Raw genomic sequence first — 24696 nt, forward strand, 5'->3', positions numbered from 1 at the left:
GGATGAACTTGGGGGCTAAAACCTACCGAGGCAGGTTTGCCCCCTCCCCCACCGGCCCACTGCACGCCGGTTCATTGGTCGCGGCGCTGGCCAGTTGGCTGGATGCCCGCGCACACGGCGGCCAGTGGCTGGTGCGCATTGAAGACGTAGACACGCCCCGCACTGTGCCCGGCGCTACAGAGCGCATCCTGCAACAACTGGTAGCTTGTGGCTTGGTTCCCGATGAACCAGTGGTGCGGCAATCGACCCGCACCAGCCTGTACCAACACGCGCTGGACGAACTCATTTCTGCAGATCTGGCCTACCCCTGTTGCTGCTCGCGCAAGGACATTGCTACCGCCATGCAACAACAGGGTCTGGAGCGACAGCGCCATGCTGAACTGGTTTACCCCGGTACCTGTCGCCTCGGATTACCCGCCGGCGGCACCCCAGAGAACATGGTGTGTGCGTGGCGCCTGCGCATCCAACCCTTAGTGTCAAATCAGCCGATAGCCCTCGTAGATACTACACAAGGCGCTCTTGAATCAATAGCATTCTCCAACATCCACTGGCATGACCGACGCCTGGGGGCCCAGCAGCAGAACGTGCCCACCGAAGTCGGCGACTTCGTACTCAAGCGGGCCGACGGCTGTTTCACCTACCAACTCGCCGTGGTGGTGGACGATGCCGCGCAGGGCATCACCCACGTAGTTCGCGGCGTCGATCTGGCCGACAACACCTCGCGTCAGATTTGGCTACAGCACGCCCTGGGCCTGCCCACGCCGCAGTACCTGCACACGCCACTCGTGCGGGGCACCAATGGGGAGAAGCTGTCCAAGCAGAATGGGGCGCAGGCGGTGGATGCCTCCACCCCGCAGGCCGCAATGGGTGCTCTGGTACTGGCGGCTCAAGTACTGAACTTGCCAGCCGCGGAGCAACTGGGCAGCATCACACAAGCGCTGGCCGCCTGGGTACCAGCTTGGCGGGACCATTGGGGCCGTGTGCGTGATTGAGTTTGCAGGTAGTGGAGAAAATGGCCGCCCTGCTACCGAATTTGAGCACTCACTGTCAACCAACAAGCGGCTTTCACATGATCGCCGGCATGGAACGGCCAGTCTTGACCTATCGCCTTGTCATGTCTTGTGTTCAGTCTGCCGCATTCATCCAATCACGGTACAGCGCATACAACTCGGGAATCCAAATTTCGTGGTTGGAAAAGGAAATTACCATCCGGTCATTTTTGTAATTCCAGCCAATGCGTTGACCACCCCAACCTTCGGCCCAAAAAGTATCCGGCGCGATTGGGTTATCCGTCCAGATCAGGTAGCCATACCCTCGGACTGAATTCTTGCCCCATTTTGTTCCCGGTTTGGCGGTTGATATCTGGGTGTGCGCGGCCTCGTTCACAAACTTGCCGAAGCAATCCGATTTTTTCGACGCCCGCTTGACCCACCATGCAAAGCGCATCCAATCATTTAGATGGAGAAATACTCCAGCATCGGTCTTGACTGCCTGCTTGCCATCAGAGCAAAAAACCCCTGCAGAAGCTGCACACAAGGTGTTCAACCTTCCGGATTCAGCAAGGCCTGCCTGGTCAAATACCATGCGTTGCATCCACTGGGCAGTCGAGACTCCAGTTGCCCTGTTCAGCAGGATGCCCAGAGTCAAAGGATCAGTGGCCTTGTAAGCGAATTGTTCACCCGGTTTGTAATCTGAAAAGGTGCCGTGCGCGGCGCTCGCCAATCGATCGGACGATAGTGCATGCACGATGTCGAATTTGCCCGCGCGAAGATCGGTTTCTTCTTGTGCGGTAAAGATGTAGCCACTGCCCTTTGTTGGTCCGGTGTTGGCCTCGGCTGCACCGGAGGCCATACGTAACAGGTCGCGCACCGTGGCATTGCCCAGAGCTTTTCCTTCCAGTTCAGGCATCAGGGCCGCTGCACGGTCTTCGAGCTTGATCTTGCCGGCACAAATAGCCTGCCCCACGGCCAACGCTGTTACGGTTTTACCCATGCTGGCGCTGGCAAACAAGGTTTTTTCGGTTGCTGGTTCCTTGAGACCAGCATAGATAACGCTGGGGCCGTCCATCAGCACGATGGCCTTGGCTTCGCGGGATGCCAACAGAAACTTGGCTTGCTCCACCACACGAGCCTCCTTCGTCGTGGCGCCACGCGACGCGATAGGCGGCGGGGCGGCCACTGGCTTGATGGTGTACGTCCATCGACGGAACCCGTTCTCATTGCCCAACAAGCTCTTGTCGTCAATGTAAGGATGCCCATCCTTGACCTGAGGGCCTTGTCCAAATGCCGAAGTTGCAACGGCGCACAACAAAAACAGAAATCGTAAAAATGCACCCATACCAAATTTCCCCAGCCATACCAATCGCAAAATGCCACGCCAAACTTTACAGCCGCGCAATTTTGCCATTTCGGCCTACTCTGAAGTCATGGTGTGAGTCATTATGTTCCGGGGACCTCTGAAGAATTCCAATCGAGCGAAATTTGCGTCAAAGTTGACAGATGATCTCCTTGACTGGGCCCAGCGCGTGGCCTCTTCCACGAACTTGCGTTTGGTCGGATCGGTCACACTTTTCACTGCGGGCTCCGTCCCGGCGGCGGCGGTCAAATTGATAGAAGGCATAGTCGCTGTCGCAGCGGCCAGCGTGTGGCTTAAGAATTTGCGGCGATCAGGATGGTCTGTGCACAGGAAGGCACGCAAACGTGGCACAGCAGCCATCGTGGGTGAGTCACTTCGGTTGGTCACAATTACTATGCATTTGATAGCTGTTGATTCATATTTAGCGAGGGCTAGAGGCCAATTTCACCAAACACTTACCAAACCTTGCACGGTTTGGCCGACGTCATCGCTGCGCCGGGTTTACAGGCAAAGGCCTTGCCAAACTCCGGCAGATTCACCACCACACCATTCACGCGGTACTTGCCAGGTGAGTGCGGGTCGGTTGCAGCCTGCACACGCAGGTCCTCGGGGCGGTTGCTCTCACAGGCCCACTGGGCGAAGCCGATGAAGAAGCGCTGCTCGGGCGTGAAGCCATCGCGGCTTTCGGGTTTGACCACCGTGGTCTGCACCTTCCACGCGGTCCAGGCCAGCACCATGCCGCCCAGGTCGGCCATGTCTTCGCCCAAGGTCAGTTTGCTGTTGATTTTGATCTTATCGACCACCGTGTATTTGGCGTACTGCTCAACGATGCATTGCGCGCGCGATTGGAACTTGGTGGCGTCTTGCGGCGTCCACCAGTTTTTCAAATTGCCCTGCGCATCGAACTGGCGGCCTTCGTCGTCAAAGCCGTGAATGAGTTCGTGACCAATGGTGCCGCCAGTGTTGCCGTAGCCCGGCGCGTCGTCCATCTTGGGGTCGAACAGAGGCGGTTGCAACACCCCAGCGGGGAAGTTGATGTCGTTCATCTGCGCTGTAGTAGGCGTTGACAGTGGGCGGCGTCATACCCCACTCGCCACGGTCCAGCGGCTTGCCGATCTTGCCCAGTTGGCGGTGCACTTCAAACTGCATAGCCCGGGTAACGTTGCCATAAAAATCGTCCCGCGCAATGGCTACGCTGCTGTAATCGCGCCATCTGTCGGGGTAGCCGATCTTGTTGACGATGGCCTTGAGCTTATCTATCGCTTTGACCTTGGTGGCAGGGCTCATCCAGTCGAGGTGCTCCAGTTCGTCGCGCATGGCCTGCTCGATCTGCTCGGTCATCACCAGAGTCTTATTTTTGAGTTCGGGCCCAAAGGCGCGGTCTACAAACTCTTGTCCCAGGGCTTCTCCCAACTGGGCATCCACCAGTGCAACACAACGCTTCCAGCGCGGCTGCTGCAGCGGTGTCCCGCGCAGAGTCTTGCTGAAGTAATTGAAGTTCTCGGTGACGAAGTCGCTCGACAAGCTTGATGCCTGTGCATGTGCCACGTGCCAGCGCAGGTAGACCTTGATGTCGTCCAGGCTGCTGTTCTTCCAGTGACGGGCCATGGCTCGATAGAACTTGGGCTCTGTCACATTCAGAGCGCTGACATCAGCCAGTCCCGCCGCTTTCAAATATACGCCCCAGTCAAAGCCTGGCGTCAGCGCCTGCAACTGGATCAGGTCCATTTTGTGGAACAGCTTGTAGGGGTCGCGCTTGTCTACCACCGACAGTGTGGCGCGGGCCAACGTCGTCTCGGTGCGCAGCACGGTTGCTGCGTGCTGCTGCGCCAGCGCGGGGGCTTCGCCCATCAGCGCGAACATGCGTGCGACGTGGGCCAGATACTTGGCGCGCAGGTCTTTGGATTTGGTATCCAGTTTGGTGTAGTAGTCGCGGTCCGGCAGGCTCAGGCCGCCACCCGTCGCAAACGCGATCACGTTGGACGAATTGGAAAAGTCCTGATCCGAGCCGAAACCAAAATACAGGCCGTTGTCGGCAATGGACAGATGCAGTTTGGCCAGCACAGCCGGCAGGTCGGCCTTGCTGCGCATGGCGGCAATCTCGTCCAGCACGGGTTGCATGGGAGTGGCGCCGCGCGTCTCGACGGTGGCCTCATCCATACACGCGGCAAAGTAGTCACCAATCTTGTGCTGGTTGGCCGTGTTGCCATTTTCCTTGTGCGACAGCGTTTCCAGAATGCCCCACAGGAAACGCTGGTTGTCCTGGTACAGCTTGCCGTACACGCTCCAGCGCGCTTGATCGGCAGGGATGGGGTTGTTCTTGATCCAGCCGCCACAGGTGTATTGGTAAAAATCCTCACAGGGGTTGGCCGTTGTGTCCAAGGCCGATGTATCCAGCCCCGGTGTGTAGGGGAACTCGGTCAGTGGTTTGTCCTGCGCAGTGGCAGGCAGGCCCATATACAGGACTTGGGCGGTCAATAAGGCAATGAGACTACAACGCATAAGAAGTGCCCGTGGTTGGATTGGAAATAACTGGAATCATTTTTTTACCGGATACGAACGCACCATCAGTCCATAAATCAAAGTCCCCAGCAGTAAAGCGCAGGCTGCTATCTCCAGCGACAGTGTGAAACCCTCACCGGGTGTGCGACTGCGCGCCAGCATGGCCGCAGCCAGTGGCGGGCCCACGATCTGACCGATGCCGTAGCTGGCAGTGGCCAGCCCCATGTAAGCGGGGGCCTGGGTCGGGCGCAGGCGGCGCAGTTCCTGCATGGCAAAAAACGTGATGGCCGTAAACGGCAAGCCCAGCAGCAGGCTACCCAGGGTAAAGCCGCCCAGCGTAGGGCTGATGAGGCTGGTGGCGATACCCACCGCCTGGATCAGGTAGCAGGCAATCAGCAGCAGGCGCAAGTCGCGCACACCGTGAATGCGCGAGGCGACCAGCGCGCCAACCACGACGCCCAGCCCAAACAGCGGCCAGAACATATCCAGCCACGGCGAGCCGGGAATGGCCTGGCGGGCAATCACCGGCAGGAAGGTGGCGGTGATGATGTAGCCAAAACCAGCCAAACCGTAGGCGAAGGTAAACAGAGCCATCTCGGTGCCCTTGCCAGTGGTTGCGGGATGGGGTCGCGTGGTTGAGGCAGCCGCTGCAGATGGCGATGGCGGTGGCTTTGCCCCCGCGTGAAAAGTGTCCCAAACGGCAGCGGTGAGCAGGGCCGCCAGCACGCCAAAAATCAGCCAGCCGGTGAAGGCACTCCAGTGCAGCGCCACCATGCCACTGGCGGCCAGGCCGCTCAGCACAATGCCAACGCCCGGACCGGTGTAGATCATGGCGCCCATGGCGGGCAGGTTCATCTGAGCCAGCTGGGCCAGGCACCAACCCGAGGTGTAGACAAACACCAGCGCGCTGGCGACCCCGGCGGCAAAACGCAGGGCCGGCCAAGCCACTGGCCAATACAGCACCATGCCCAGCGTCAGCAACACCGTGGCCACCAGGCCAATGCGCACCAGCACCGTACTTTGGGGCGGCGGCGGGCTGCCCAGGCGCCGCCATATCCATGGCTGCAGGGTGCACAGCAGCGCGCCCACCAAATAGCCCAGGTAGTTGGCGCTGGCGAGCCAGCTGGCACCTGCCAGGCTGACGGTGCCGTCGGCCAGCATCATGGGCAACAAGGGAGTGAAAGCAAAGCGGCCAATGCCCATGGCCACGGCCAGCGACACCATGCCCGCGATAACGATGCGCCAAGGGTTCATGCCAGTCCCAGCCAATTAAATGGCGTAAGCAGAGCAATTTCTTCTTTACAGGGGTTGCTGTGGGTGGTGTGCATTGAAAATGGAGGGCGGTAACGTCGCTGGCCCACGCGGCGCCGCATAATCACCCCTTCGCATTGTGCCCAATCCAGGGAGCCCCCGTCGGGCAATGACTTTCATGAAAAAAATATTCAAACTCGCCATCGAAGGCAAGAACCGGGATCGCGTTCTCGATGCCGTCAAGCATGAGGTACGCAAGTACGTCAAACGTGAGCGTCGGCGGTTGTTGCCCGAGGGCGTAGACTTTTGGGACTTTGACTGCAAGTTTGGTCCTACGCAGGAAGCAGCCGAAGTGGTGCATTTTGCAACGCTGACCGGTCTGATGGACACGGTAGCCCAAGCAGGTGGGGAGCAGTTCTATGTGGAAATTCTGGCCAAACATGGCCACCGCCAGGCCCGACCGGAAGGCGCCACGGATCGTGTGACCTCAGCGGCCGCGTCGGCAACCTACCTCGACGACCCACAGTAAAGTGGCCCCGGCTTCCAGCCCCAGACCTGCACTGGGCTGTGACCCTTGATGGCTTGCAGACCCAGGTCGGTGAAGAGGTGCGACTCGGCCAACTCGTCCACCACCGCCTGGGAACAGACCACTGGGTGGCCCAGTTCCTTGGTGAGACCTTCGATGCGCGAGGCCACGTTGACTGCGTCGCCAATGGCCGAGTAATCGTGCCGCGCCTGCGAGCCCAGATGGCCGACGATGGCCTCGCCCACATGCAGGCCGATACCAATGGCGATGGGTGCCCGGCCCTCAGCCTGTAGCTCGGCGTTCAGGCCTTGCAGCGCCTCCAGCATGACGCGGGCCGCAGCGAAGGCTGCAACGCTGGGTTTTTCCATACTTTGCGGCGCGCCAAAAATGGCCATGACGCCATCACCCATGAAGCAGCTGATGGTGCCGCCCGCGCCGTGGATAGCCTGGTTGACCTGCTCAAAATAGCGGTTCAGCAAGGCGATGACTGCTTGCGGCGCCAAACCCTCACTCAGCGTGGTGAAGCCGCGTATGTCGGCAAACAGCATGCACACATGACGCAGCTCCCCGCCCAAGCCAACAGGCAGGCGGCGCTGCAGAATTTCTTGCATCACCGGCGGGCTGACGTAGCCGGCAAAGGCCGCACGCAGGCGGCGGCGCTCGCCCATTTCCAACAGGGCCGTCAGCAGCCAGCGCCCCGCAAGCGCCAGCAGACCAACCAGCAGCGGCACCGCCACCGGCAGGTACCAACCGTGGTGCAACAGCAGGCTGGTGGCGCCCAAAGAAATCAGAGTAAAAGCCAGTGCCACCGCAATCGCTGTATGCGTGCGCAGCTGCAGAAACCATAGCAAACTGCACAGCAACGCCAGAACCACCACCCACGACTCACCCACCTGCACCGCTAGGCCGCCATTCAACAGCGAACGCAGGGCTTGAGCATGCACCAGCACGCCGGGTACGTTGTGGCCGTTGTCCGGCTCCCAGCCGGCCAGGTTCACCGGCTGGATTTGCCGGTCTTCAAACGGCAGCACGCTGCCCAGCAGCACCGGCTTACCAGCGAAGGCCTGAGCCAACGGGGCTACATCGCCCGCATCCACCCACTGGTTCACCTGCTGTAGCGGGATGTAGCGCGGGAAGCCGCCCAGGGCATAGTTGATCAGTCCCGGCTGGGGCACAGCGCGCGGGTTGAGTTTGCGCAGCATCTGGCCGGCCAGCGAGGGTATCGGCTGGCCGGCCGCACCCAGGTTTTCGTTGAAGCGGCGCACTACGTGGTCGGCGTCGGGCGCCAGCAACAGCGAACCGGTGCCGCCCGCGCCCGCCAGGGTGACGAAGGGCGCATAGATGGGCAGGGGCTGGCCGGTGTCGTCGGCCGAGGTGCCCAGCACCACCGGGACAAGCGGGCGCGCCGCCACCAGGCCGCCCAACAGCTTGGCGTCACTGCCGGGCAGCACGCTATCGAAAGAACGGCTGGGCAGCACCACGTCCAGCCCCACCACCGAGGCCTTGGCCAGGGCCATACCGCGCAGAAACGTTCCAATGTGGCCGTGCCACAAGGCAAAGGGTTCGGCAAACTGCTGCAAAGTGGCCTCGTCAATGCCGACGATGACCACGTCCTTGCGCACGGGCGGGGGCGCATAGCGCAACAACACGGATTGCTGGGCGTCCAATACTCCGAACTCCAACGGCCAGGCCAGCGACGTGCCCAGCAGCAGGGCCGCCAGCGCCAGCACGACGGCGTAGCCCGACCCCACCACGCGTTGGGTGAAGTCCCGCACTTATCTTTTGGCCAATGTGCGCAGCTCGGGCAGGTCCGGCCGCTCCTCGGCGAGCTGCTGCCAGAGCTTGCGGGATTCGCTCAAGAACCGGCCCTGCTCCAACAGCGAGGCGAAGATCAGCCGGTCGGAAAACGGCGCCTGCGGCCGGGCCGCAATGCCTCCATGCGTTCCCGTTCCTGCGGGCTACTGAGCGAGAAATACGAGGCGCACCAAGCTATTGGCCCCGGAACCTCCAGCGCAACGGTCCACACATAGTTCACCCCGGCCTGCAGCGCCAGTTTGTCATCCAGCACCAACTGGCTGCCTTGCACGGCAGCGGACAACAGCACTTTGTCGCTGCCCTCATCACGCAGCTCAAACTGCACGGTGGTGGCATCGGGGGGCAGGGTCCAGGCAAATGTGGGCCGTGCGCCGAGTACCTTACCAATAGGCTCCAACAGCTTGAGCCGATCCATACCCAGCCCGCGCATCACCATTCCGCCCAACACTACGCGACCATTGGCGGTCTGCAGGCGGGCGGTTTCGGCCGCCACCACCGACGATCGCAGGATGGCACTCGCGCCCGCAACCGACTGTGGCGCGGTCGCACCCAAGGTAATGCGCGCCGGACCGCGTAGCTGGAATTCGGTGCCCGACTGCAGGTAGACCAAGCTCAGCGTGGCGCCTTTCTCCAACTGGATATCCGCCCCGTTCGTCAGCTCGGACAACAGCGCAACCGGCTTGGTGCCACGATCCGGCGCAAAGCTACTGCGCCTTTCACGTCAGTCACCACTGCCACGGCCTGGGCGTGGGCGCCCAGGGCCAGCAGGCTGAGCGCCAACAGCAAAAACCCAGCTGCCCAGCGGGCCGGCGAAAAAACGGGTGCAGGAGACATGGGATTCCTAGTGCAACAGAGTCAGCGCACCGGGTCGCCAAAAAGGGCGTACGGTGCCCAGTAGAACGGGTGGCTCCACCGTCCATTGCCCAGCTTGCCATCCAGCATGGCCAGTTGGGCCTGGCGAAGGCTCTCGCCGCGCGACAGTGTGCCCTTGCCCTGGGCGGAAAAGGTGGCACTGGTCAGGGCCGTAGCCGATTCCGACTCCACCGCCCAATGGGTGGCCAACACCGAGCGTGCGCCGGCAAAAGAAGCCCCGCACCAAGCCGGACATGGCAGCGCCGCCCTGCTCGCCCGCCGCCGTGTTGCAGGCCGAGAGCAGCACCCACTGCGCATTCAGGCGCAGGCCCAGTACGTCGTCCAGCTCCAGCAGAGGGGATTCGCGTGTGTCGCCGGTAGCGGCCATGGCCAGCGAGGGTTTGGAGATACCGGGCAGCTCGCCCGGCATCAGGCCATGGGTAGCAAAAGCCACCACGCGGCGGTCCAGCAGATTCGCATCGAGCACCGCACGCCGCGTGGCCTGGGCGCCCATCAGCAGGTCAGTTTTCGGGTTGGCACCGAGTGCGCTAGCCAGGGCCAGCAACTCGGTGCGGGTGTCGGGAAGGGCCGGCATGTCGGCATAACTGAATCCCCATTGCGCGTCGTAGCGCGCTGCATCACCAGACAGACCGGAATCCACGCGCGGGGCGGTTGCAAGCTTCGCTCCACCCGCAACGCCAAACAGCGGGTCACCAAAACCCATCAAGGCCTTCGCGGCTACCGTGGGTTGCGCTACTCGGCGCAGGGCCAACAGTGCCGAGGACGATGGCAACTGCGTGACGGCCATCTGTCGCACCAGCCAGGCTGGGGCCTGTCCGGCCTGAGGCGGCTGAGTTACCAAGGCAGCCAGTGGCAGGCTTGCGAGCGGACCGTCGGTTGCGATCAGCAGTGACCGTACGTCGCGCAGTGCAGGCTCCAGCGGGCCGAGCAGGTCTTTGTACAACGCGTACAGCTGCGCACTGGCCGGCACTGACTCGCGTCCGGCAGGTGCAACGCCGAGGTCCAGCAGCCCGCGCAGCTGGGCCACGCGGCGGGCCAGTTCGGCACGCGACACGGCAACGGCACTAAAGCCTTTCCGGCCATCGGCACCCACTAGCCAGACCAAAGTGGCAGTGTCGGTAGGGTACACCACCAGCAGGGACTCACCAGGATTGAGCAACTGTCGCAGCTGGTCGGGTTTGGGGGTGCTGGGCGTAACCAGATCGGCATAGGCGGGGAACTGCTTGGCGATCTGCTCGCGCTGATTGGTTAACACCGTGCGCGCGGCTGTCACATCGGCCTGCTGGGACTTGACGGTGTCATGCAGCACATGTCGGCGTTCGCCCAATGCCTTGCGGTCAACGGCCGGTAGTGCCTTGAATTCGGCCGTCTGGGCTTGACGGTACAGGCTGTCTTCTTCCCGCAGGCTGGTATTGAGTGTGCCCACCAGGGCGGCCACGGCCTGGCGCTGGGTCTGCTCCTGGTCAGCAGGGCGCGCAGGGCCGGTGTGCTGGCCAACACCCGGGCCGTGCTGTCGGTGATGGCGCGCTGCGTCACCCAGACTGCTGCGGTCGGCCAGTTGCAAGGCGCGGTCGCTCATCGCCGGATCGACGGCCTCACCTTTTAACGCCTTGTCGGATACGAAGCGCATGAACTCGTCGAAGGCAATGCCCAGCACATAACCACGCACGCCACGCATGTCCAAGTCCAGCCAGCCACCGGGGTTTTCCAGCGTGGCGGCAAATAGCGCCTCGTAGTCCTGCATGGCCTGCCGAACGTCACCCCGCAACAGCCGCACCAAGCCGCGCATGCCAGCTGCCTCCTGGGTCAGCGGGTGATTGGCACCATAGAGGCGGTTGCGGTAACGCAGCGAGCGCTCGGCCAAGTCCAATGCTTCGTCCATGCGCCCGTTCTTGGCGGCCAGCAGGGCCAGAAGCCGCCAATCGGAGGCGCGGGTGCGAGCCAGGACGTCGGGTGGCATGCTGGCCAAAAAGCTGCTGTAGGAGGCATCGGCCTCGGACCAACGCCTCAACCCGATCAGGGCGCGCACAATCTCCTGGCGCGCAAGCCAACCGGTATGGCTGGCGGCGCTGACGCCGGCGCGTTGCAGCATGGCGTCGGACTGCTGGGCAGCTGCCAGCGCGGGGGTGGTGCTGGGTGGCGTTGAGACTGTTGGCCAGGCGGTAGTCCCAGCGCGCGCCCAGGCCATCGCTGAGCTGGCCAGCACGCCACAGCGCCAGGTTGGACTCGGCCACGTGGATGGCCTCCTGCGGCCGACCATCGCGCACCAGGGCGTAGGTGAGCATGCCCATGGAGCCGTCCAGCCAGCCGTAGGCGTCCAGCACACCGGGGTCGCGCGGGCTGGTACTGTGGCTTCGCGCAGCCTGCACGGCGCTGCGGCCCAAGCCTATGGACTCGCGCAGCGTGGCCACTGCAGCTTTGTTATTGCCTTGCCAGCGTTCGACCTCGGCACGCACGTGCAGACGGCTGATTGGCAGGCTCGCAGGTGCCCCGCCCTGGCGCAGGGCCTGCGCCGCCAGGTCGTCGGCGCGTGACAATAGCCGGGCCAGGATGGCGCGGTCATTGCCCTGAGCAGCGAAATAGGTTTGGCGCAGCGCTGCCATGGCCCGCTGGCCCAGGGACAGGCTGGTGTCTGTGACAAAAGCTTCGCTGGCCTCCAAGGCCTTGCCCGAACTACCCCAGGTGAATTCAGCATTCAGATAAGTGGTGACCCAGCTCTCGCCACCGGGCCGGCCACGCCCGGCGTCCACCAACTGGCGCGCGGTGGCAATCAAGCGTGCGCGCTCTTCCAACAGCAAGGCCGCTTGGTACTGTCGCTGCAGCGCGGCGTAGCGGGCGTCGGGGGCATCGGGCAGGGGCTGGGCCAGCAGGCGGCTGGCTTCGTCACGAGTCAGGTTGCTGCCGCTGAGGTCGGCTTCGTCCAGGGTGACAGCCATGCCAGCAGTATCGTCGGCATCATTTTGTGCATGTGCAATCCCCGGCAGAGTCAGACAAAGAGACACTAAAACAGTGGTGAGCCCATGGCGGCTTCGACCCAACCGCACGGACAGTGGATGCACACAGGATAGTAATTTCCGCCACATGCGCGAGAGTATGACACCGAAGATCGCCGCGGCATAGCACGAACAAACAGAGTCGCCAGTCCGGTTCACCAGCAATTTACACCGTCATTGTCACGCTCGACGCTGAGCGCTGCCACCAGACACGCCCAGAATGGTACGACAATCCATCGATCCAATTTGGAGGAAACCATGAACCCACGCGCCGCCCGACAGACTACCCGCTTGATCCCCCCTTCTTACCGTTGCGCTACTAGGACTTGCCACCCTGACTGTCCATGCCGACCCCGTTGTGGAGACCGTGCATCTCGTCGTTACCGGCGGCCCGAATGCGGGCACCTGGGATGGGTCAGAGGAAAGAGGCGGTTGCTCTGCAGGCATGACCGGCCCAGGTTCTTGGGGTAACCAATTCTCATTGCCCAAAGAAAAAGACCCGGCGAAATTCAATAGCCTGCAATTGATTGTTCCGGATGCAAAAAAAAGCGGCGTCTGGCACCAAAGAATTCTTGATTCTGTTCCGCTTCGGCCCCTTGATCGGCAAGAACACCGAGTACAACATCGAGACACGACCAGCGGAGGCCAAGAAAAAGGCAGTGGCTCGGTGACCGTGGACGACAGGGCGCAACGGCAAAAGTCAGCTTCAACGTCACCAGTGGCGAAGGCTACAAGTTTGAAGGAACGATTGATTGCAAGTCAATCATACGCGGCAGCTAGTCCGCCAAACCGTGTACCCCATATCCGCACGCACAATGCTGGCGGCATCCTGGTCAGTAGGTCTATGAACATTCTGATGCCCCTGCGGACCCGCTGATGATCAGTGGCCAGGAGCTGGTCGCTTGGGGCTGGATTTCGGGTATCAACCGAATCAAATTCTTGGGCCTGATGCTGCGTGCCCAAGCCCAGGTCGGCGGCTTTGACGGCCTGCTACTGCCCGGTGACCATGCCAAAGGCATGCGCGCGTATCAGGAGAGTCCGGTGCTGCAAGGGCTTGTGGTCAGCTTTTTTGAAACGCTCGATGCCAACGGCCAGCACAAACCCATTGGTGCGGTGTGCCATGGCGTACTTCTGGCAGCACGTTCTATTTCAACGCGCACCGGCCGCTCGGTGTTGCATGGTCGCAAAACCACAGCGCTGACTTGGGCGTTGGAGCGTTCAGCCTGGAACCTGACGCGATGGTGGGCCCGCTTTGGATCCCTGTACTACCGCACGTACCGAATCTGCGGGCGATCCGGTAGGCCAGGAGTGTGGAAGCTGAGGTCAAACGGGCCTTGGCCTACGATATTGATTTTTGCGACGTACCCCCCGGTTCGCCCCAGCACTGGCGCAAAACGTCGGGCTTGGTGCGTGATCGCCTGAACGACCCGCGCGCCGCCTGGGTGGTACAAGACGGGCGCTACATGTCGGCCCGCTGGCCGGGCGATGTGCACCTTTGCGCAAAACCTATCTGCAATTGCTTCAATAGCTGTCTGCGCAATGGATACGAGGGCTAGAGGCTTATATGAGTTTAGGCCTCTAGCCCTCGTCGGAACTGCACAGTTCGCTATCATATATGTAGTTTCTGCGCACTATTTGACCTTGCCCTGCTGCCGGCAAATCCGGCTGGCTGTATTTCTTGCGTCTCTGGGTGGCGGCCTCACACCGCCAACACACTGCGGTGGGCTGCAATCGCATCGACGACGATCGGCAGCAGGTCCACAGTAGCGCCGGCATCCATCTGGCTCAGCAGTTCACGGCGCATGCGCGGATCCCAGAACTTGTGGATGTGGTTGCTGATCTCGGCCAGAGCCTCATCGCGGTCACTGTAGGACTCGAAAAACTGGCCAATGCGGTTGGCCATGGTGACGAGGGTGTGGATTTGCATGGATAAGGTTCTCAGTACATTCAAGGAGCCATGAGCCCAAAACGCTCTGGGTAGGTGTAGGCCACGAAATCGTCGCCGCGCACAAAGCCCGCCAGTGCCAGATTGCACCGGCGCGCGACGTCCACCGCCAGTGTCGTGGGGGCGGACACTGCGGCCAGCAGGCCAGCGCCGGCCATGGCCGCTTTTTGCACCATCTCAAGCTGGCACGGCTGGTGGCCAATACCCACCCCTGGGTTGGGTCGGCGCCTGCCTTTGCCATGGCTCCTACCAGTTTGTCCAGCGCGTTATGGCGGCCGATGTCTTCTCGCAGCAGCACGATGCGCCCTTCCATATCACCAAGCGGCCGCATGCGCGGCGCCGGTGAGCTGTTGTACCGCCTGCCACTCCCCCAGTGCGCGCTGCGCCCGGCCCAGCACGTTTGGCGTGAGTCGCAACATGGGTGCAGTGGGCAGGTTGCGGTGTACCTGGCCCAGGCTTTCGGTGCCGCACAGGCCACAGCCAGTTCGGCCGGCAAGGTTGCGGCGGAACTCTTTCAATCGCCACTCACAGGCAGAGGCCACTTCCAACTGCACCTCCAGCCCCTGCGCCGTTTGCTGGATGTCGCTGCCATACAGCTCGCTCGCGTCGGCCAACAAGCCTTCGGTCAGGCCAAAGCCAAGCGCAAAGTCTTCCAGTTGATCGGGGCTGACCAGCATTACGGCGTGAGAGATGCCATTGAACACCAATGCCACCGGAACCTCTTCGGCCAGCCAGTCGGGGTGCTGCATGGCGCGACCACTGCGCCATGCGGTCACATCCTGGGTAAGAACACCGGGTGGCACGACAGCCTCATCAAACGGCTTCATTTGTCCACCACTTCGGGGACCGCCCCTGTTGCAGCAAGCCCTGTTGCTGGCGGTCAAACGCCTGAAAGCCCTTTGCCAATCGGAAGGCTGCGACACCGGTAGCACCTGCACGGCCGTCACCTTGTACTCCGGACAATTGGTGGCCCAGTCGGAGCTGTCGGTGGTGATCACATTGGCCCCGCTCAGGAAATGGAAGGTGGTGTAGACCACCCCGGGCTGCATGCGCTCGCTGACCTGTGCCCGCATCACCGTCTGGCCTGCGCGGCTGCTGATGCCGACCCAATCCCCCTCTTTGATGCCGCGGTCCAGTGCATCGTGCGGATGGATCTCCAGCAGGTCTTCACCATGCCACTGGTTATTGGGCGTGCGCCGGGTCTGCGCGCCCACGTTGTACTGGCTGAGGATGCGGCCGGTAGTAAGCAGCAACGGGAATTTGCGCGTGATCTTCTCGTCGCTCGGGATGTATTGGGTGTTGAAGAACTTGCCCTTGCCGCGCACGAAGTGGTCGACATGCATGGTGGCCGTGCCGGCCTCATCGGTGTTCTCGTTGCAAGGCCATTGCACACTGCCCAAGCGTTCGATTTTTTCAAAACTTACACCCTGGAAAGTGGGCGTGAGCTCGGCGATCTCCTGCATGATTTCTTCAGGATGGTTGTAGTGCATGGGGTATCCCAGTGCAGTGGAGAGTTTCATGGTTACCTCCCAATCGCCCAGCCCCGCCAGCGGCGGCATCACCCGGCGCACACGGCTGATTCGGCGCTCAGCATTGGTGAAGGTGCCATCCTTTTCCAGGAAGCTGCTGCCGGGCAGTAGCACATGCGCATATTTGGCGGTCTCGTTCAGGAAAATATCCTGCACCACGATGCACTCCATGGCCGACAACGCCGCAGTCACATGCTGCGTGTTCGGGTCGGACTGCACGATGTCTTCGCCTTGGCAATACAAGCCCAAGAAGCTGCCGCCCAGCGCGGCATCAAACATGTTGGGGATCGCAAGCCCGGGTCCGGATTGAGCTCAACGCCCCAATGCGCTCAAACTGCACGCACGGTGGCGTCGCCAATGTGGCGGTAGCCCGGCAATTCGTGCGGGAAGCTACCCATATCGCAACTGCCCTGCACATTGTTCTGACCGCGCAGCGGGTTCAGACCCACGCCCTCGCGTCCGACCATGCCGCAAGCCATAGCCAGGTTGGCGATGCCAATCACCATGGTGGAGCCCTGTGCGTGCTCGGTCACACCCAGACCGTAGTAGATGGCCGAGTTAGGGCCGCTGGCAAACAGACGCGCGCATTGCGAACCTCATCCGCTGCTACGCCGGTTACGGCCTCAAACGCTTCGGGCGAGTTCTCTGCACGGCTCACGAATGCGCGCCATTCGTTGAAACTCTTGCTGTCACAACGCTCCGCCACATAAGCCTCGTTGATTAGCCCTTCGGTAGCAACTACGTGGGCTAGTGCGGTGATCATGGCCACGTTGGTTCCCGGCAAGAGCGCAAGGTGGTGGTCCGCACGCACATGCGGCGTCTCCACCAGCTCGATGCGCCGTGGGTCCACGACGATCAGGCGCGCGCCTTCGCGCAAGCGACGCTTCATGCGCGACGCAAACACCGGATGGGCATCGGTCGGGTTGGCACCAATGATCATGATGACGTCGGCCTGCTCGACCGACTTGAAGGTCTGCGTGCCGGCCGAGGTGCCAAAAGTCTGACCCATGCCATATCCCGTGGGCGAATGGCAAACGCGGGCACAGGTGTCCACGTTGTTGGTGCCAAACGCCGCACGGATCAGCTTTTGAACCAGGTACACCTCTTCGTTGGTGCAACGGCTTGATGTGATACCACCCACCGAGTCTTTGCCATGTTTGGCCTGAATGCGCTTGAACTCGCTGGCCGCGTAGTTGATTGCTTCATCCCACCCCACTTCGCGCCATGGGTCGGTGATCTTGGTGCGGATCATGGGTTTGGTGATGCGGTCTTTATGGGTCGCCTAACCCCAGGCAAACCGGCCCCTTCACGCAAGAATGTCCTTCATTGGCCTTGCCGTCTTTCCACGGCACCATACGCACCACCGTGTTGCCTTTCATCTCGGCCTTGAACCCGCAGCCCACGCCGCAATAGGCGCATGTGGTGATGACACTGTGCTCGGGTTGGCCGAGTTCGATGATGGATTTTTCCTGCAAAGTAGCGGTGGGGCAGGCTTCGACGCAGGCACCGCAGCTCACGCATTCGCTGTCCATAAATGGCTGGTCTTGCCCGGGCGAGACACGGCTCTGGAAACCGCGCCCAGAAATAGTCAGTGCAAAGGTGCCTTGCGTTTCTTCGCAAGCCCGCACACAGCGGTTGCAGACAATGCACTTGCTGGCGTCATAGGTGAAATACGGGTTTGACTCGTCCTTTTGGCGTCGCAATGGTGGTCGCCCGCCACACCGTCCACCAGGCCCCTGCTACGCCGTAACGCACATTGCGCAAGCCGGTCACGCCGGCCATGTCTTGCAACTCACAGTTACCGTTGGCGCTGCAGGTGAGGCAGTCCAGCGGGTGGTCAGAAATGTAGAGCTCCATCACACCCTTGCGCAGCTTTTGCAGCTTGGGCGTTTGGGTGTGCACCACCATGCCCGGTTCGGCAGGGGTCGTACACGATGCGGGCGTTCCCTTGCGGCCATCGATTTCCACCAGACACAATCGGCAGGAACCGAACGGTTCCAGGCTGTCGGTGGCGCACAGTTTGGGCACCTGAATGCCTGCATCTGACGCAGCGCGCATCAGCGATGTGCCTTTGGGCACGCGCACTGCGTTGCCATCAATGGTGAGCTCCACGGTCTCGCTGGACGTGCGGCCGGGTGCCGCGGTCCACTTCAATCTTGATGTGCTTCAACATGGTTTTGTTCCTTCAGGCCGTCTGATCGGCCGTGGCGGTCAGTCCAAAATCTTCCGGGTAATGGTCCAGCGCAGACAACACCGGGTAGGGCGTCATGCTGCCCATGGCGCACAGGCTGCCTTGCACCATCGTGTCACACAGGTCACGCAGCAACTCCACTTGCTGGGGGCGGTTTTTCCCAGCGTGATGCGGTCAATCACTTCCACACCGCGTGCTGCCGATGCGGCATGGCGTGCATTTTCCGCAGCTCTCAATGGCACAAAACTCCATCGCGGAACGCGCCAGCTGAGCCATGTCGGCGGTGTCGTCGTGCACCACAATGCCGCCGTGGCCGAGCACTGCGCCCATGGCCGCATAGGCCTCGTAGTCCAAGGGCACATCCCATTGCGATTCGGGTACATAGGCACCCAGTGGACCACCAACTTGCACCGCCTTGATGGGTCTGCCGCTGCGCGTGCCACCACCAAAACCATACAACAATTCACGCAAGGTGAGGCCAAAGGCCTTTTCCACCAAACCGCCGTGCTTCACGTTACCCGCCAGTTGGAAAGGCAGCGTGCCGTGTGAACGGCCCATACCGTAATCGCGGTAGAACTGCGCGCCCCGCGCCAGGATCCCGGGCACACTGGCAAAAGTAATCACGTTGTTGATCACGGTGGGCTTGCCAAACAGACCCTCAATGGCCGGTAGCGGTGGTTTGGCCCGCACGATGCCGCGTTTGCCTTCCAGGCTTTCCAGCATGGCGGTTTCTTCGCCACACACATAGGAGCCCGCTGCCTTGCGCACCTCCAGCGTGAACGCGTGATCGCTGCCGAGCACACGCGGCCCCAGAAAGGCCGCCGCTGTGGCGCGCGAAATTGCCTCGCGCATGGTGGCTGCCGCGTGCGGGTATTCGCTGCGGATGTAGATGTAGCCCTGGGTGGCGCCCACCGCCAGAGCGGCAATCACCATGCCCTCGATCAGCATGTAGGGATCGCCCTCCATCGTCATGCGGTCTGAATAGGTTCCGAATCGCCCTCGTCAGCATTGCAAACCACGTACTTTTGGTCGGCCTGCGCCCCGGCGACTGTCTTCCATTTGATGCCCGCCGGAAACGCTGCACCGCCGCGACCCCGCAGGCCAGAATGCATCACCTCGCCCACAATGGCTGCACTCTGAAGCGCCAGTGCCTTGCGCAGCCCAGCCCAGCCCTCATGGGCCTCGTAGTCGGCCAGGCTTAAGGGGTCGGTGATGCCCATGCGCCGAAAGGTCAGCCGCTCTTGCAATGCGAGAAAGGCGATCTGCTCGGTGATGCCCTGGCGCAAAGGGTGTTCACCGCCTTGCAACAAACCGGCATCCAGTAGCCCAGCCACGTCCGCCACAGTCACGGGACCATAAGCCACACGGCCTAGCGGTGTTTCCACCTCGACCAGCGTCTCCAGCCAAAACAAGCCACGTGAGCCGTTGCGCACCAGCTCGATCGCAAAGCCGCGTTGTTCGCATGCGCTCAACAACGCTGTGGCTACCTCATCGGCCCCGACTGCCAACGCAGCCGAATCAAGGGGCACATAAATCTTGACGGCGCTCATTTAGCCTCCACACCAGCCAACAGGGTTGGCAAAACGCGCTGTTGTAACCCGCGCAAACACACGCTCGTTGATCTGGATGGCTGGCGACTGCGCACACAGCCCCAGGCAATACACCGGCTCGAGTGATACCGCGCCGTCGGCCCGTGTTTCATGCGCCTTCACGCCCAGCCACTTTTCGATCTCTGACATCAAGTCATCCGATCCGCATGCTTTACATGACTCAGCCCGGCATACCTGTACCACCGTGCGCCCAGGCGGCGTGCTGCGAAAATAGTGGTAGTAGCTGATCACCCCATGCACTTCGGCACGCGACAAATTGAAGCCCTTGGCGATGGGAGCCACCGATTCAGCGGGTACATACCCAAGGGCATCTTGTATGGCGTGCAGCAACGGCATCAAGCCTCCAGCCTGATCGCGGTGTTGCTGGATCAGAGATTCGATGTGTTCTTGCATGCGTGGACTCCGGATATGTGGGAACGGATCAGTCAGGCAGGCCGAAATGTGTCAAACACAACATTTTTGGTTCACCGCTGTGCACTGCCCGCTTGTGGCTTTTCCAACAGCATCGCAACCAGCTTCTCGGTGCTCTCCAGCACCCGCTCGCTCAAGCCTGCTGCGAGTGGCGCGTTACGCCGCATTTTGGCGGCGTCCCGACTGGCAAATAGCGTCGTCTGGTAAGGCTCCCACACGCGTCGCAACTCGGCAACTTGTGTCTTGATCTTTGGCGCAGTCAATGGCGATGTCTCCATCTGCATCAGCACCGCGGTGAAATGGGCCCGTGCCAAATGCAGTTCCATGTCGGCCGGTGCGGTGTTGATTTCCCAGGTTTCGTACAGATAGAACTCATCATGCGCCGAGAGCATGCGTTGGCGCCGGCAAGGTTGACCAGTTGGTCCTGTGGCTGGCTATCGACATCCCGATAGACCAGCGTGACGTGGTGCGCCACTTGCTGTAGCTCCTCACCAGATCGTACAAAACATCAGCCCCTAATTTGGTCGGCTGCGCCGTCAGGAGTGGCTTGCATCGTGCCCACACCACATCCAGCTCAGCCAGGGTTTGGCCTGCGCCGCATTGGGCTGAAACGCCTTGAGTGCGGCAAGTTGGGTTTCAAACAGTCGGACTGACTCTTGCAAAATAGCGCGTGCGCCATCGGGGTCAATGCCTTGCCCTAACATCAGATAGGCCTTGGTCATGCGCTGCGCCAGCATGCGCTGGCGCCCCGCCACGTTCACGGCGTGCGTGGTATCCATCCGCTGGGCCGCCACTGGAGCTGTCTGGGCCTGCACCTGCAGTGGTAAACAGGAAAACGCCAGCGCGCACAGAACCCATGTACCGAATCGATATCTGAGCATGGAAGGTCTCCTGCGGTGAATGAAAGAAAAATAACACGATTGCACAACAACCGCATGAGCCGAAGTATCCCACCTCAAACCGACACTCAGGGCGAAAAACTGGCTTCTGGCTTGATCTTGGTGGGTGCTTCTCCGGGCAGCCACTTGGCATATATCACCGCATAACTGCCGTCGCGTTTCATGGCGTCCAACGCGGCCTGCCACTTGGTAACCAACTCCCTGGGTGTGCCCAGCGAAAACGCCACATAGGTCTGGATGCTGGTGACCGTATAGACAAGCTCCAAATCGCCGGGGTTGGCACCAGCTTTGTCCAGCATATCCGGCAAGGTGGCGCTGGACGTAAACATCAACGGTGCGCGATCGTTCAGGGCCATCTTCACCATGGTCTCGGGCTTGGGCACCAGCTCCAGATTCGTAAACCCCAGTCTTTCCAACAAACGGTGGGTATAAAAGTCTCGTGCCACCATGACGCGTTCTACCGCCTTGGCGTCGTCCAGGTTGTTGATGCGCAAGCCAGAGCCGCGTTTGCCATAGAACGACGCCTTGGATGCAGAAACAGGACCCAACCACTGAAACAACGTTTCGCGTTCGGGCGTGCGTGCCATGGCAAAAAGGCCCACATTGGCTTGCGTGCTCACGGTACGGTAGCCCCTGGCCCAAGGCTGAAATTCAATGAGAGTACCGTCCCCCACGCGACGCTGGATTTCGCGCACAACGTCTACAGCCAGCCCTTTGGCCTGCGTTCCATCGGTAAAGCTCAGTGGCGGGTTTTCGTCGGCGAGCAGCTGTAGCTCGCCGGCAGCAACATTGGCACTCAGCAAGGCTGACGCTGTGATCAGGAGCCATCTGCAAAAAGTGTGCCGTATCAATGTTTGCATTTCAAAGTACTTTTCACGCCAAAAAAATCGCGAATCGCAATTAAAGTTATATCAGATGTTTCAAGCATCTGGTGGCAGCAACAGGCAGCAGAACTGGCCCCTGGTAGCCACGCAATCGGCCGGGTATCGTTACGGCCAAAACCATCGGTGCCCAGGGCGCGATCCGATCAAGTCGTTTCTTGGAACATCAATCCAGCGCGCGCAGCGGATGCAGTCTGCGCTCGCCATTGCTGGCGAGCGACCGTGTGGCGCGCCATACAGCGCCGGTGCAATCACGTGCGGTTCCGGGCAGACCCGGAAGCAGTCTCCGCAAGCCGTGCAGCGATCACGGTTCACGGCGCTGACATGCATCAGCGAGCCTCGCCCGAGCACACCGTAGAACGCGCCAACCGGGCACAGGTGGCCACACCAGCCGCGTGGTAACACCAGCAGGTCGAAGGCAAAGACGGCGAGCGCCGCGCCATAGCCGCCAGCCAGCCCGAAGACCAGCGCGCGCTGCAGCAGCGTGATCGGGTTTACGGTCTCCCAGACGACGCTGCCCAGCAGTGCCGACAGCAGCAACACGACTGCCAGCACCGCGTAACGCAGCCGGCGGTCTGGCGTGGCGTGGCGCAGAAGGGACGGCAGCCGCAGCTTGCCACGCAACCAGGCTGCAAGATCTGTCACCGGATTGACCGGACAGACCCAGGCGCAGTAGCTGCGACCGCCGAAAGCTGCGTAGAACACCGCGACGATCACTGCACCGGCCAAAGCGCTGCCTTCCAACATGTGGTGCGCCAGCAGCGTTTGTAGTGCTACCAGCGGATCAGTCAAACGCAGCACACCGAACAATTCGCCTGATGCCAGGCTTCCTCGGGCCAGCCAGACGCCGGCCCACGGCCCCATCAGGAACAGTGCGAGCACCGTCAACTGACTCGCACGGCGTGCCAGCAGCCACCGGTTGCGTTGCCACATCGAACGCGGCCGGGTGGCCGCAGTCTCAGCGTCGCGTTGCATGATTGGCGCGTACGGTGATTGCAGCATCGCCTTGCAGCACGCAGGCCGCCTCGCACAGACCACAGCCGGTGCAATAGTCAGCGTTGACCACCGGCCTGAAGTTGCCCCCGCGCAAGGTGCGCCCCGGCTGCATGCGGATCGCCTGGCCCTTGAGCGGGCAGGCCTGATAGCAACTGTTGCAATAGGCGGCGCCGGTATAGCTATGGCAGCGCTCGGGCGTGCTGAGTTCCGCCAGTCCCATTGCTGCAGCATTGATGGTGCTGAGCTGCAGCGCCCCGGTCGGGCAGGCCGCGGCGCATGGAATGGTCTCGCACATGTGGCATGGTGTGTCCCGGGCGGTGAAATATGGTGTGCCGGTGGGCATCAGCGGGCTGATTTCGGCCAGGTGCAAGGTATCGTACGGGCACGCCTGAACGCACAGCCCGCAGCGCACGCAGGCATCAAGAAACTCGGTCTCGCGCAACGTGCCAGGCGGACGGATGCGGTCCGCTGGCAGGATGCTGCTGCGCTCGCCTTTGACCCGCGCCACAAGTCCAAACGTGACACCACCGAGCGCCAATATGCTCGTCACCGCCCTGCGTCGTGAGATTTTCCGTTTGACCATCGACTGTCAATTGTGTTGCAGCAACTTACCGCCGCCAAGCGGTGACGCGCTTCTTACCGATGCACCATCTTACCCGTCAGCGCTATTGGTACGTGCTTGTTCAACTTGAACTTCCAGACGAAGCCGCCCGCCAAGTCCTTTTCATTTCCTCACCCATTCACCGGTTGTTGGCAATTTTGAATACAGCCTGACCACCTCGGCCAGAATGGCACCAGAGCCCGGCAGCGTTACTTCCTTAAGAGAAATCGGCCACCAGCCCTCGTCAAGACTACATAGAATACTATTAAATTTATAGCAATCACGCACTGCATCCCCTTCGACTTCTCTAGTCATATTGGGCTAGGTGTAGTTCTCGCTCATCAGCGTGACGTACTAGAAAACGTCTTTTTCCTCGACCAGCATCACGCTTGGATGCAGACAAAATGGCAAGACCTTTGGACCCTTGCCCACCACTTTTCAAGCCCCGGTATATCATCGTCACCCGCCGGTGAAAACAGTCGGTTTGGCGCCGTCGCAGTGGCACCCTACTGCCACGACCACCAGCGCCCACCGACAATCCTCTACCTCGCCCAATGACCCTTACCGCACTGATAGCGATCTATGTGCGCCAAAACTGGCGTCCCTATGCGCTGGCCGCCTGGATGCTGGCGACCAGAGCGCCTTGACAGTCTACATTCCGCGTCAGGTTGGCCATGTGATTGATGGTTTGGTGGCTGGCACCCTGCACGAAGAGGCGTTGTTGGGCGAGTTGGCCTGGTTGGTGTTGGCCGGGGTGGCCATCTATTTTTTGCGGGTGGCCTGGCGTTTGCAACTCTTTGCCGCCAGCTACCGCCTGGGTGCCCAGCTGCGCGCCCGACTGTACGCCCGCTTGTGCCAGCAAGGCCCCCATTTTTTCCAACAAAAGCGCACCGGTGATTTGATGGCGCTGGCGACCAACGACATTGACTCGGTGGAAATGGCCTCGGGGGAGGCCATGCTGGCGGGCTTTGACGGCACCCTGACGCTGATCTTGGTGGTCGCCATGATGACGCTGGGCATCGATGGCCGATTAGCGGCGGCGGCCCCTGTTACCGTTTCCTATTATGGCGTGGGCGTTTTGGCGTATCTCCAACCATATTCACCAAGCCTCCAAAGAATCGTTGGATGCGTTTGGCAAACTTAACGACCAAGTGCAAGAGACCTGACCGGTGCGCACCCTGCGCGCACTGGGATTGGAGGCGCGCAGCGCACAGCGCTTGAGGAACTGGCAGAAGCGCCGCCGACGCCAGCCTGAGGGCCCAGCGCTGGGAGGCCGCATTGAACCAGCGGTGGGGTTACCTTAGTCAGTGCCACGGTC

The 24696-nt window shown here is 61.2% G+C and carries 23 protein-coding genes and 4 pseudogenes; 5 read left to right on the forward strand and 22 right to left on the reverse strand.

All coding sequences use genetic code 11. The features are described 5' to 3' along the window. Nucleotides 1-2 precede the first annotated feature (2 nt). Complete coding sequence (gluQRS, locus tag IPI80_RS07890) at nucleotides 3-992, forward strand: tRNA glutamyl-Q(34) synthetase GluQRS (RefSeq protein ID WP_413858864.1); 990 nt, start codon at nucleotides 3-5, stop codon at nucleotides 990-992. A 133-nt stretch (nucleotides 993-1125) separates the two neighbouring features. Here the strand turns inward: gluQRS and IPI80_RS07895 are convergent, their stop codons facing one another. From IPI80_RS07895 to IPI80_RS07910, 4 genes are all read right to left on the reverse strand, one after another. Further along, a complete protein-coding gene (locus tag IPI80_RS07895) occupies nucleotides 1126-2337 on the reverse strand; it encodes a serine hydrolase domain-containing protein (protein ID WP_413858866.1) in 1212 nt (403 codons plus the stop codon). A 473-nt stretch (nucleotides 2338-2810) separates the two neighbouring features. Then, on the reverse strand, nucleotides 2811-3344 hold the full coding sequence (locus tag IPI80_RS07900) for a M13-type metalloendopeptidase (protein ID WP_413858868.1): 534 nt from the start codon (nucleotides 3342-3344) through the stop codon (nucleotides 2811-2813). Beyond that, nucleotides 3277-4857 (reverse strand): M13 family metallopeptidase, encoded by a 1581-nt coding sequence (locus tag IPI80_RS07905; RefSeq protein WP_413858870.1) that lies wholly within the window; start codon nucleotides 4855-4857, stop codon nucleotides 3277-3279. The genes IPI80_RS07900 and IPI80_RS07905 overlap by 68 nt, the downstream gene beginning before the upstream one ends. A 36-nt stretch (nucleotides 4858-4893) precedes the next feature. Further along, entirely contained in the window at nucleotides 4894-6111 is a 1218-nt protein-coding gene (locus IPI80_RS07910; RefSeq protein WP_413858872.1) for a YbfB/YjiJ family MFS transporter, read from the reverse strand. 175 nt (nucleotides 6112-6286) lie between these two features. Here IPI80_RS07910 and IPI80_RS07915 point away from each other — a divergent pair, with 175 nt between their 5' ends. After that, on the forward strand, nucleotides 6287-6637 hold the full coding sequence (locus tag IPI80_RS07915) for a DUF6172 family protein (RefSeq protein ID WP_413858874.1): 351 nt from the start codon (nucleotides 6287-6289) through the stop codon (nucleotides 6635-6637). On the opposite strand, the gene IPI80_RS07920 is transcribed toward IPI80_RS07915, so the two are convergent. From IPI80_RS07920 to IPI80_RS07945, 6 genes and pseudogenes are all read right to left on the reverse strand, one after another. Further along, on the reverse strand, nucleotides 6616-8409 hold the full coding sequence (locus tag IPI80_RS07920) for a CHASE2 domain-containing protein (protein WP_413858876.1): 1794 nt from the start codon (nucleotides 8407-8409) through the stop codon (nucleotides 6616-6618). The genes IPI80_RS07915 and IPI80_RS07920 overlap by 22 nt on opposite strands. Before the next feature lie 116 nt (nucleotides 8410-8525). Next, entirely contained in the window at nucleotides 8526-9116 is a 591-nt protein-coding gene (locus tag IPI80_RS07925; RefSeq protein ID WP_413858878.1) for a hypothetical protein, read from the reverse strand. After that, complete coding sequence (locus IPI80_RS07930; RefSeq protein ID WP_413858880.1) at nucleotides 9104-9283, reverse strand: hypothetical protein; 180 nt, start codon at nucleotides 9281-9283, stop codon at nucleotides 9104-9106. The genes IPI80_RS07925 and IPI80_RS07930 overlap by 13 nt, the downstream gene beginning before the upstream one ends. Before the next feature lie 21 nt (nucleotides 9284-9304). After that, nucleotides 9305-9619 (reverse strand): CHAT domain-containing protein, encoded by a 315-nt coding sequence (locus IPI80_RS07935; protein ID WP_413859717.1) that lies wholly within the window; start codon nucleotides 9617-9619, stop codon nucleotides 9305-9307. After that, a pseudogene (locus tag IPI80_RS07940) lies at nucleotides 9543-11192 on the reverse strand (CHAT domain-containing protein); the annotation flags it as partial. The gene IPI80_RS07935 and the pseudogene IPI80_RS07940, both read right to left, overlap by 77 nt. Beyond that, complete coding sequence (locus tag IPI80_RS07945) at nucleotides 11080-12258, reverse strand: hypothetical protein (protein ID WP_413858883.1); 1179 nt, start codon at nucleotides 12256-12258, stop codon at nucleotides 11080-11082. The pseudogene IPI80_RS07940 and the gene IPI80_RS07945, both read right to left, overlap by 113 nt. Nucleotides 12259-12851: 593 nt before the next feature. On the opposite strand from IPI80_RS07945, the gene IPI80_RS07950 reads away from it, so the two are divergent. Next, nucleotides 12852-12986: a hypothetical protein gene (locus IPI80_RS07950; RefSeq protein ID WP_413858885.1), complete on the forward strand. Its 135-nt coding sequence runs from the start codon at nucleotides 12852-12854 to the stop codon at nucleotides 12984-12986. A 205-nt stretch (nucleotides 12987-13191) separates the two neighbouring features. Continuing rightward, nucleotides 13192-13737, forward strand: a complete 546-nt coding sequence (locus tag IPI80_RS07955) for a type 1 glutamine amidotransferase domain-containing protein (protein ID WP_413858887.1) — start codon at nucleotides 13192-13194, stop codon at nucleotides 13735-13737. A 277-nt stretch (nucleotides 13738-14014) separates the two neighbouring features. Here IPI80_RS07955 and IPI80_RS07960 read toward each other — a convergent pair whose 3' ends face one another. The 12 genes and pseudogenes from IPI80_RS07960 to IPI80_RS08015 form a co-directional block, all read right to left on the reverse strand. Further along, nucleotides 14015-14242, reverse strand: a complete 228-nt coding sequence (locus tag IPI80_RS07960) for a formate dehydrogenase subunit delta (RefSeq protein ID WP_413858889.1) — start codon at nucleotides 14240-14242, stop codon at nucleotides 14015-14017. A gap of 20 nt (nucleotides 14243-14262) precedes the next feature. Beyond that, nucleotides 14263-14591 (reverse strand): annotated as a pseudogene (locus IPI80_RS07965) (formate dehydrogenase accessory sulfurtransferase FdhD). Beyond that, a complete protein-coding gene (locus IPI80_RS07970; RefSeq protein WP_413859719.1) occupies nucleotides 14575-15087 on the reverse strand; it encodes a formate dehydrogenase accessory sulfurtransferase FdhD in 513 nt (170 codons plus the stop codon). Before IPI80_RS07970 ends, IPI80_RS07965 begins: the two are co-directional and overlap by 17 nt. Nucleotides 15088-15144: 57 nt before the next feature. Then, nucleotides 15145-17962: pseudogene (gene fdhF, locus IPI80_RS07975) on the reverse strand (formate dehydrogenase subunit alpha); the annotation flags it as partial. A gap of 12 nt (nucleotides 17963-17974) precedes the next feature. Next, nucleotides 17975-18952: pseudogene (locus IPI80_RS07980) on the reverse strand (complex I 51 kDa subunit family protein). Beyond that, entirely contained in the window at nucleotides 18949-19530 is a 582-nt protein-coding gene (locus IPI80_RS07985) for a hypothetical protein (RefSeq protein ID WP_413858891.1), read from the reverse strand. Before IPI80_RS07985 ends, IPI80_RS07980 begins: the two are co-directional and overlap by 4 nt. Continuing rightward, nucleotides 19531-19983 (reverse strand): formate dehydrogenase subunit gamma, encoded by a 453-nt coding sequence (locus IPI80_RS07990; protein ID WP_413858893.1) that lies wholly within the window; start codon nucleotides 19981-19983, stop codon nucleotides 19531-19533. A 71-nt stretch (nucleotides 19984-20054) separates the two neighbouring features. After that, entirely contained in the window at nucleotides 20055-20393 is a 339-nt protein-coding gene (locus IPI80_RS07995) for a hypothetical protein (RefSeq protein WP_413858895.1), read from the reverse strand. A gap of 144 nt (nucleotides 20394-20537) precedes the next feature. Beyond that, on the reverse strand, nucleotides 20538-20882 hold the full coding sequence (locus IPI80_RS08000) for a type IV pili methyl-accepting chemotaxis transducer N-terminal domain-containing protein (protein WP_413858897.1): 345 nt from the start codon (nucleotides 20880-20882) through the stop codon (nucleotides 20538-20540). Between the two features lie 86 nt (nucleotides 20883-20968). Then, the gene (locus tag IPI80_RS08005) at nucleotides 20969-21760 is read right to left on the reverse strand and encodes a substrate-binding periplasmic protein (RefSeq protein WP_413858899.1); all 792 of its coding nucleotides are present in this window, start codon (nucleotides 21758-21760) and stop codon (nucleotides 20969-20971) included. A 129-nt stretch (nucleotides 21761-21889) separates the two neighbouring features. Next, on the reverse strand, nucleotides 21890-22756 hold the full coding sequence (napH, locus tag IPI80_RS08010; RefSeq protein ID WP_413858901.1) for a quinol dehydrogenase ferredoxin subunit NapH: 867 nt from the start codon (nucleotides 22754-22756) through the stop codon (nucleotides 21890-21892). Then, nucleotides 22740-23360, reverse strand: a complete 621-nt coding sequence (locus tag IPI80_RS08015) for a MauM/NapG family ferredoxin-type protein (RefSeq protein ID WP_413858903.1) — start codon at nucleotides 23358-23360, stop codon at nucleotides 22740-22742. The genes napH and IPI80_RS08015 overlap by 17 nt, the downstream gene beginning before the upstream one ends. Before the next feature lie 661 nt (nucleotides 23361-24021). On the opposite strand from IPI80_RS08015, the gene IPI80_RS08020 reads away from it, so the two are divergent. After that, nucleotides 24022-24522: an ABC transporter transmembrane domain-containing protein gene (locus IPI80_RS08020; RefSeq protein WP_413858905.1), complete on the forward strand. Its 501-nt coding sequence runs from the start codon at nucleotides 24022-24024 to the stop codon at nucleotides 24520-24522. Nucleotides 24523-24696: the final 174 nt, after the last annotated feature.

The sequence above is a fragment of the Candidatus Aalborgicola defluviihabitans genome (genome assembly GCF_016705985.1).
Classification (GTDB): Bacteria; Pseudomonadota; Gammaproteobacteria; order Burkholderiales; family Burkholderiaceae_C; genus Allorhodoferax; species Allorhodoferax defluviihabitans.

What these genes read in the sequence shown, in the direction of transcription:
- napH (WP_413858901.1), bottom strand. Translation starts at nt 22,756, where the DNA reads ATGCAACGCGACGCTGAGACTGCGGCCACCCGGCCGCGTTCGATGTGG.
- IPI80_RS07960 (WP_413858889.1), bottom strand. Translation starts at nt 14,242, where the DNA reads ATGCAAATCCACACCCTCGTCACCATGGCCAACCGCATTGGCCAGTTT.
- IPI80_RS07990 (WP_413858893.1), bottom strand. Translation starts at nt 19,983, where the DNA reads ATGCAAGAACACATCGAATCTCTGATCCAGCAACACCGCGATCAGGCT.
- IPI80_RS07910 (WP_413858872.1), bottom strand. Translation starts at nt 6,111, where the DNA reads ATGAACCCTTGGCGCATCGTTATCGCGGGCATGGTGTCGCTGGCCGTG.
- IPI80_RS07945 (WP_413858883.1), bottom strand. Translation starts at nt 12,258, where the DNA reads ATGGCTGTCACCCTGGACGAAGCCGACCTCAGCGGCAGCAACCTGACT.
- IPI80_RS08005 (WP_413858899.1), bottom strand. Translation starts at nt 21,760, where the DNA reads ATGCAAACATTGATACGGCACACTTTTTGCAGATGGCTCCTGATCACA.
- gluQRS (WP_413858864.1), top strand. Translation starts at nt 3, where the DNA reads ATGAACTTGGGGGCTAAAACCTACCGAGGCAGGTTTGCCCCCTCCCCC.
- IPI80_RS07955 (WP_413858887.1), top strand. Translation starts at nt 13,192, where the DNA reads ATGATCAGTGGCCAGGAGCTGGTCGCTTGGGGCTGGATTTCGGGTATC.
- IPI80_RS08015 (WP_413858903.1), bottom strand. Translation starts at nt 23,360, where the DNA reads ATGGTCAAACGGAAAATCTCACGACGCAGGGCGGTGACGAGCATATTG.
- IPI80_RS07995 (WP_413858895.1), bottom strand. Translation starts at nt 20,393, where the DNA reads ATGCTCTCGGCGCATGATGAGTTCTATCTGTACGAAACCTGGGAAATC.
- IPI80_RS07985 (WP_413858891.1), bottom strand. Translation starts at nt 19,530, where the DNA reads ATGAGCGCCGTCAAGATTTATGTGCCCCTTGATTCGGCTGCGTTGGCA.
- IPI80_RS07900 (WP_413858868.1), bottom strand. Translation starts at nt 3,344, where the DNA reads ATGGACGACGCGCCGGGCTACGGCAACACTGGCGGCACCATTGGTCAC.
- IPI80_RS08000 (WP_413858897.1), bottom strand. Translation starts at nt 20,882, where the DNA reads ATGCTCAGATATCGATTCGGTACATGGGTTCTGTGCGCGCTGGCGTTT.
- IPI80_RS07930 (WP_413858880.1), bottom strand. Translation starts at nt 9,283, where the DNA reads ATGTCTCCTGCACCCGTTTTTTCGCCGGCCCGCTGGGCAGCTGGGTTT.
- IPI80_RS07915 (WP_413858874.1), top strand. Translation starts at nt 6,287, where the DNA reads ATGAAAAAAATATTCAAACTCGCCATCGAAGGCAAGAACCGGGATCGC.
- IPI80_RS07970 (WP_413859719.1), bottom strand. Translation starts at nt 15,087, where the DNA reads ATGAAGCCGTTTGATGAGGCTGTCGTGCCACCCGGTGTTCTTACCCAG.
- IPI80_RS07895 (WP_413858866.1), bottom strand. Translation starts at nt 2,337, where the DNA reads ATGGGTGCATTTTTACGATTTCTGTTTTTGTTGTGCGCCGTTGCAACT.
- IPI80_RS07935 (WP_413859717.1), bottom strand. Translation starts at nt 9,619, where the DNA reads ATGCGCAGTGGGTGCTGCTCTCGGCCTGCAACACGGCGGCGGGCGAGC.
- IPI80_RS07905 (WP_413858870.1), bottom strand. Translation starts at nt 4,857, where the DNA reads ATGCGTTGTAGTCTCATTGCCTTATTGACCGCCCAAGTCCTGTATATG.
- IPI80_RS07950 (WP_413858885.1), top strand. Translation starts at nt 12,852, where the DNA reads ATGCAAAAAAAAGCGGCGTCTGGCACCAAAGAATTCTTGATTCTGTTC.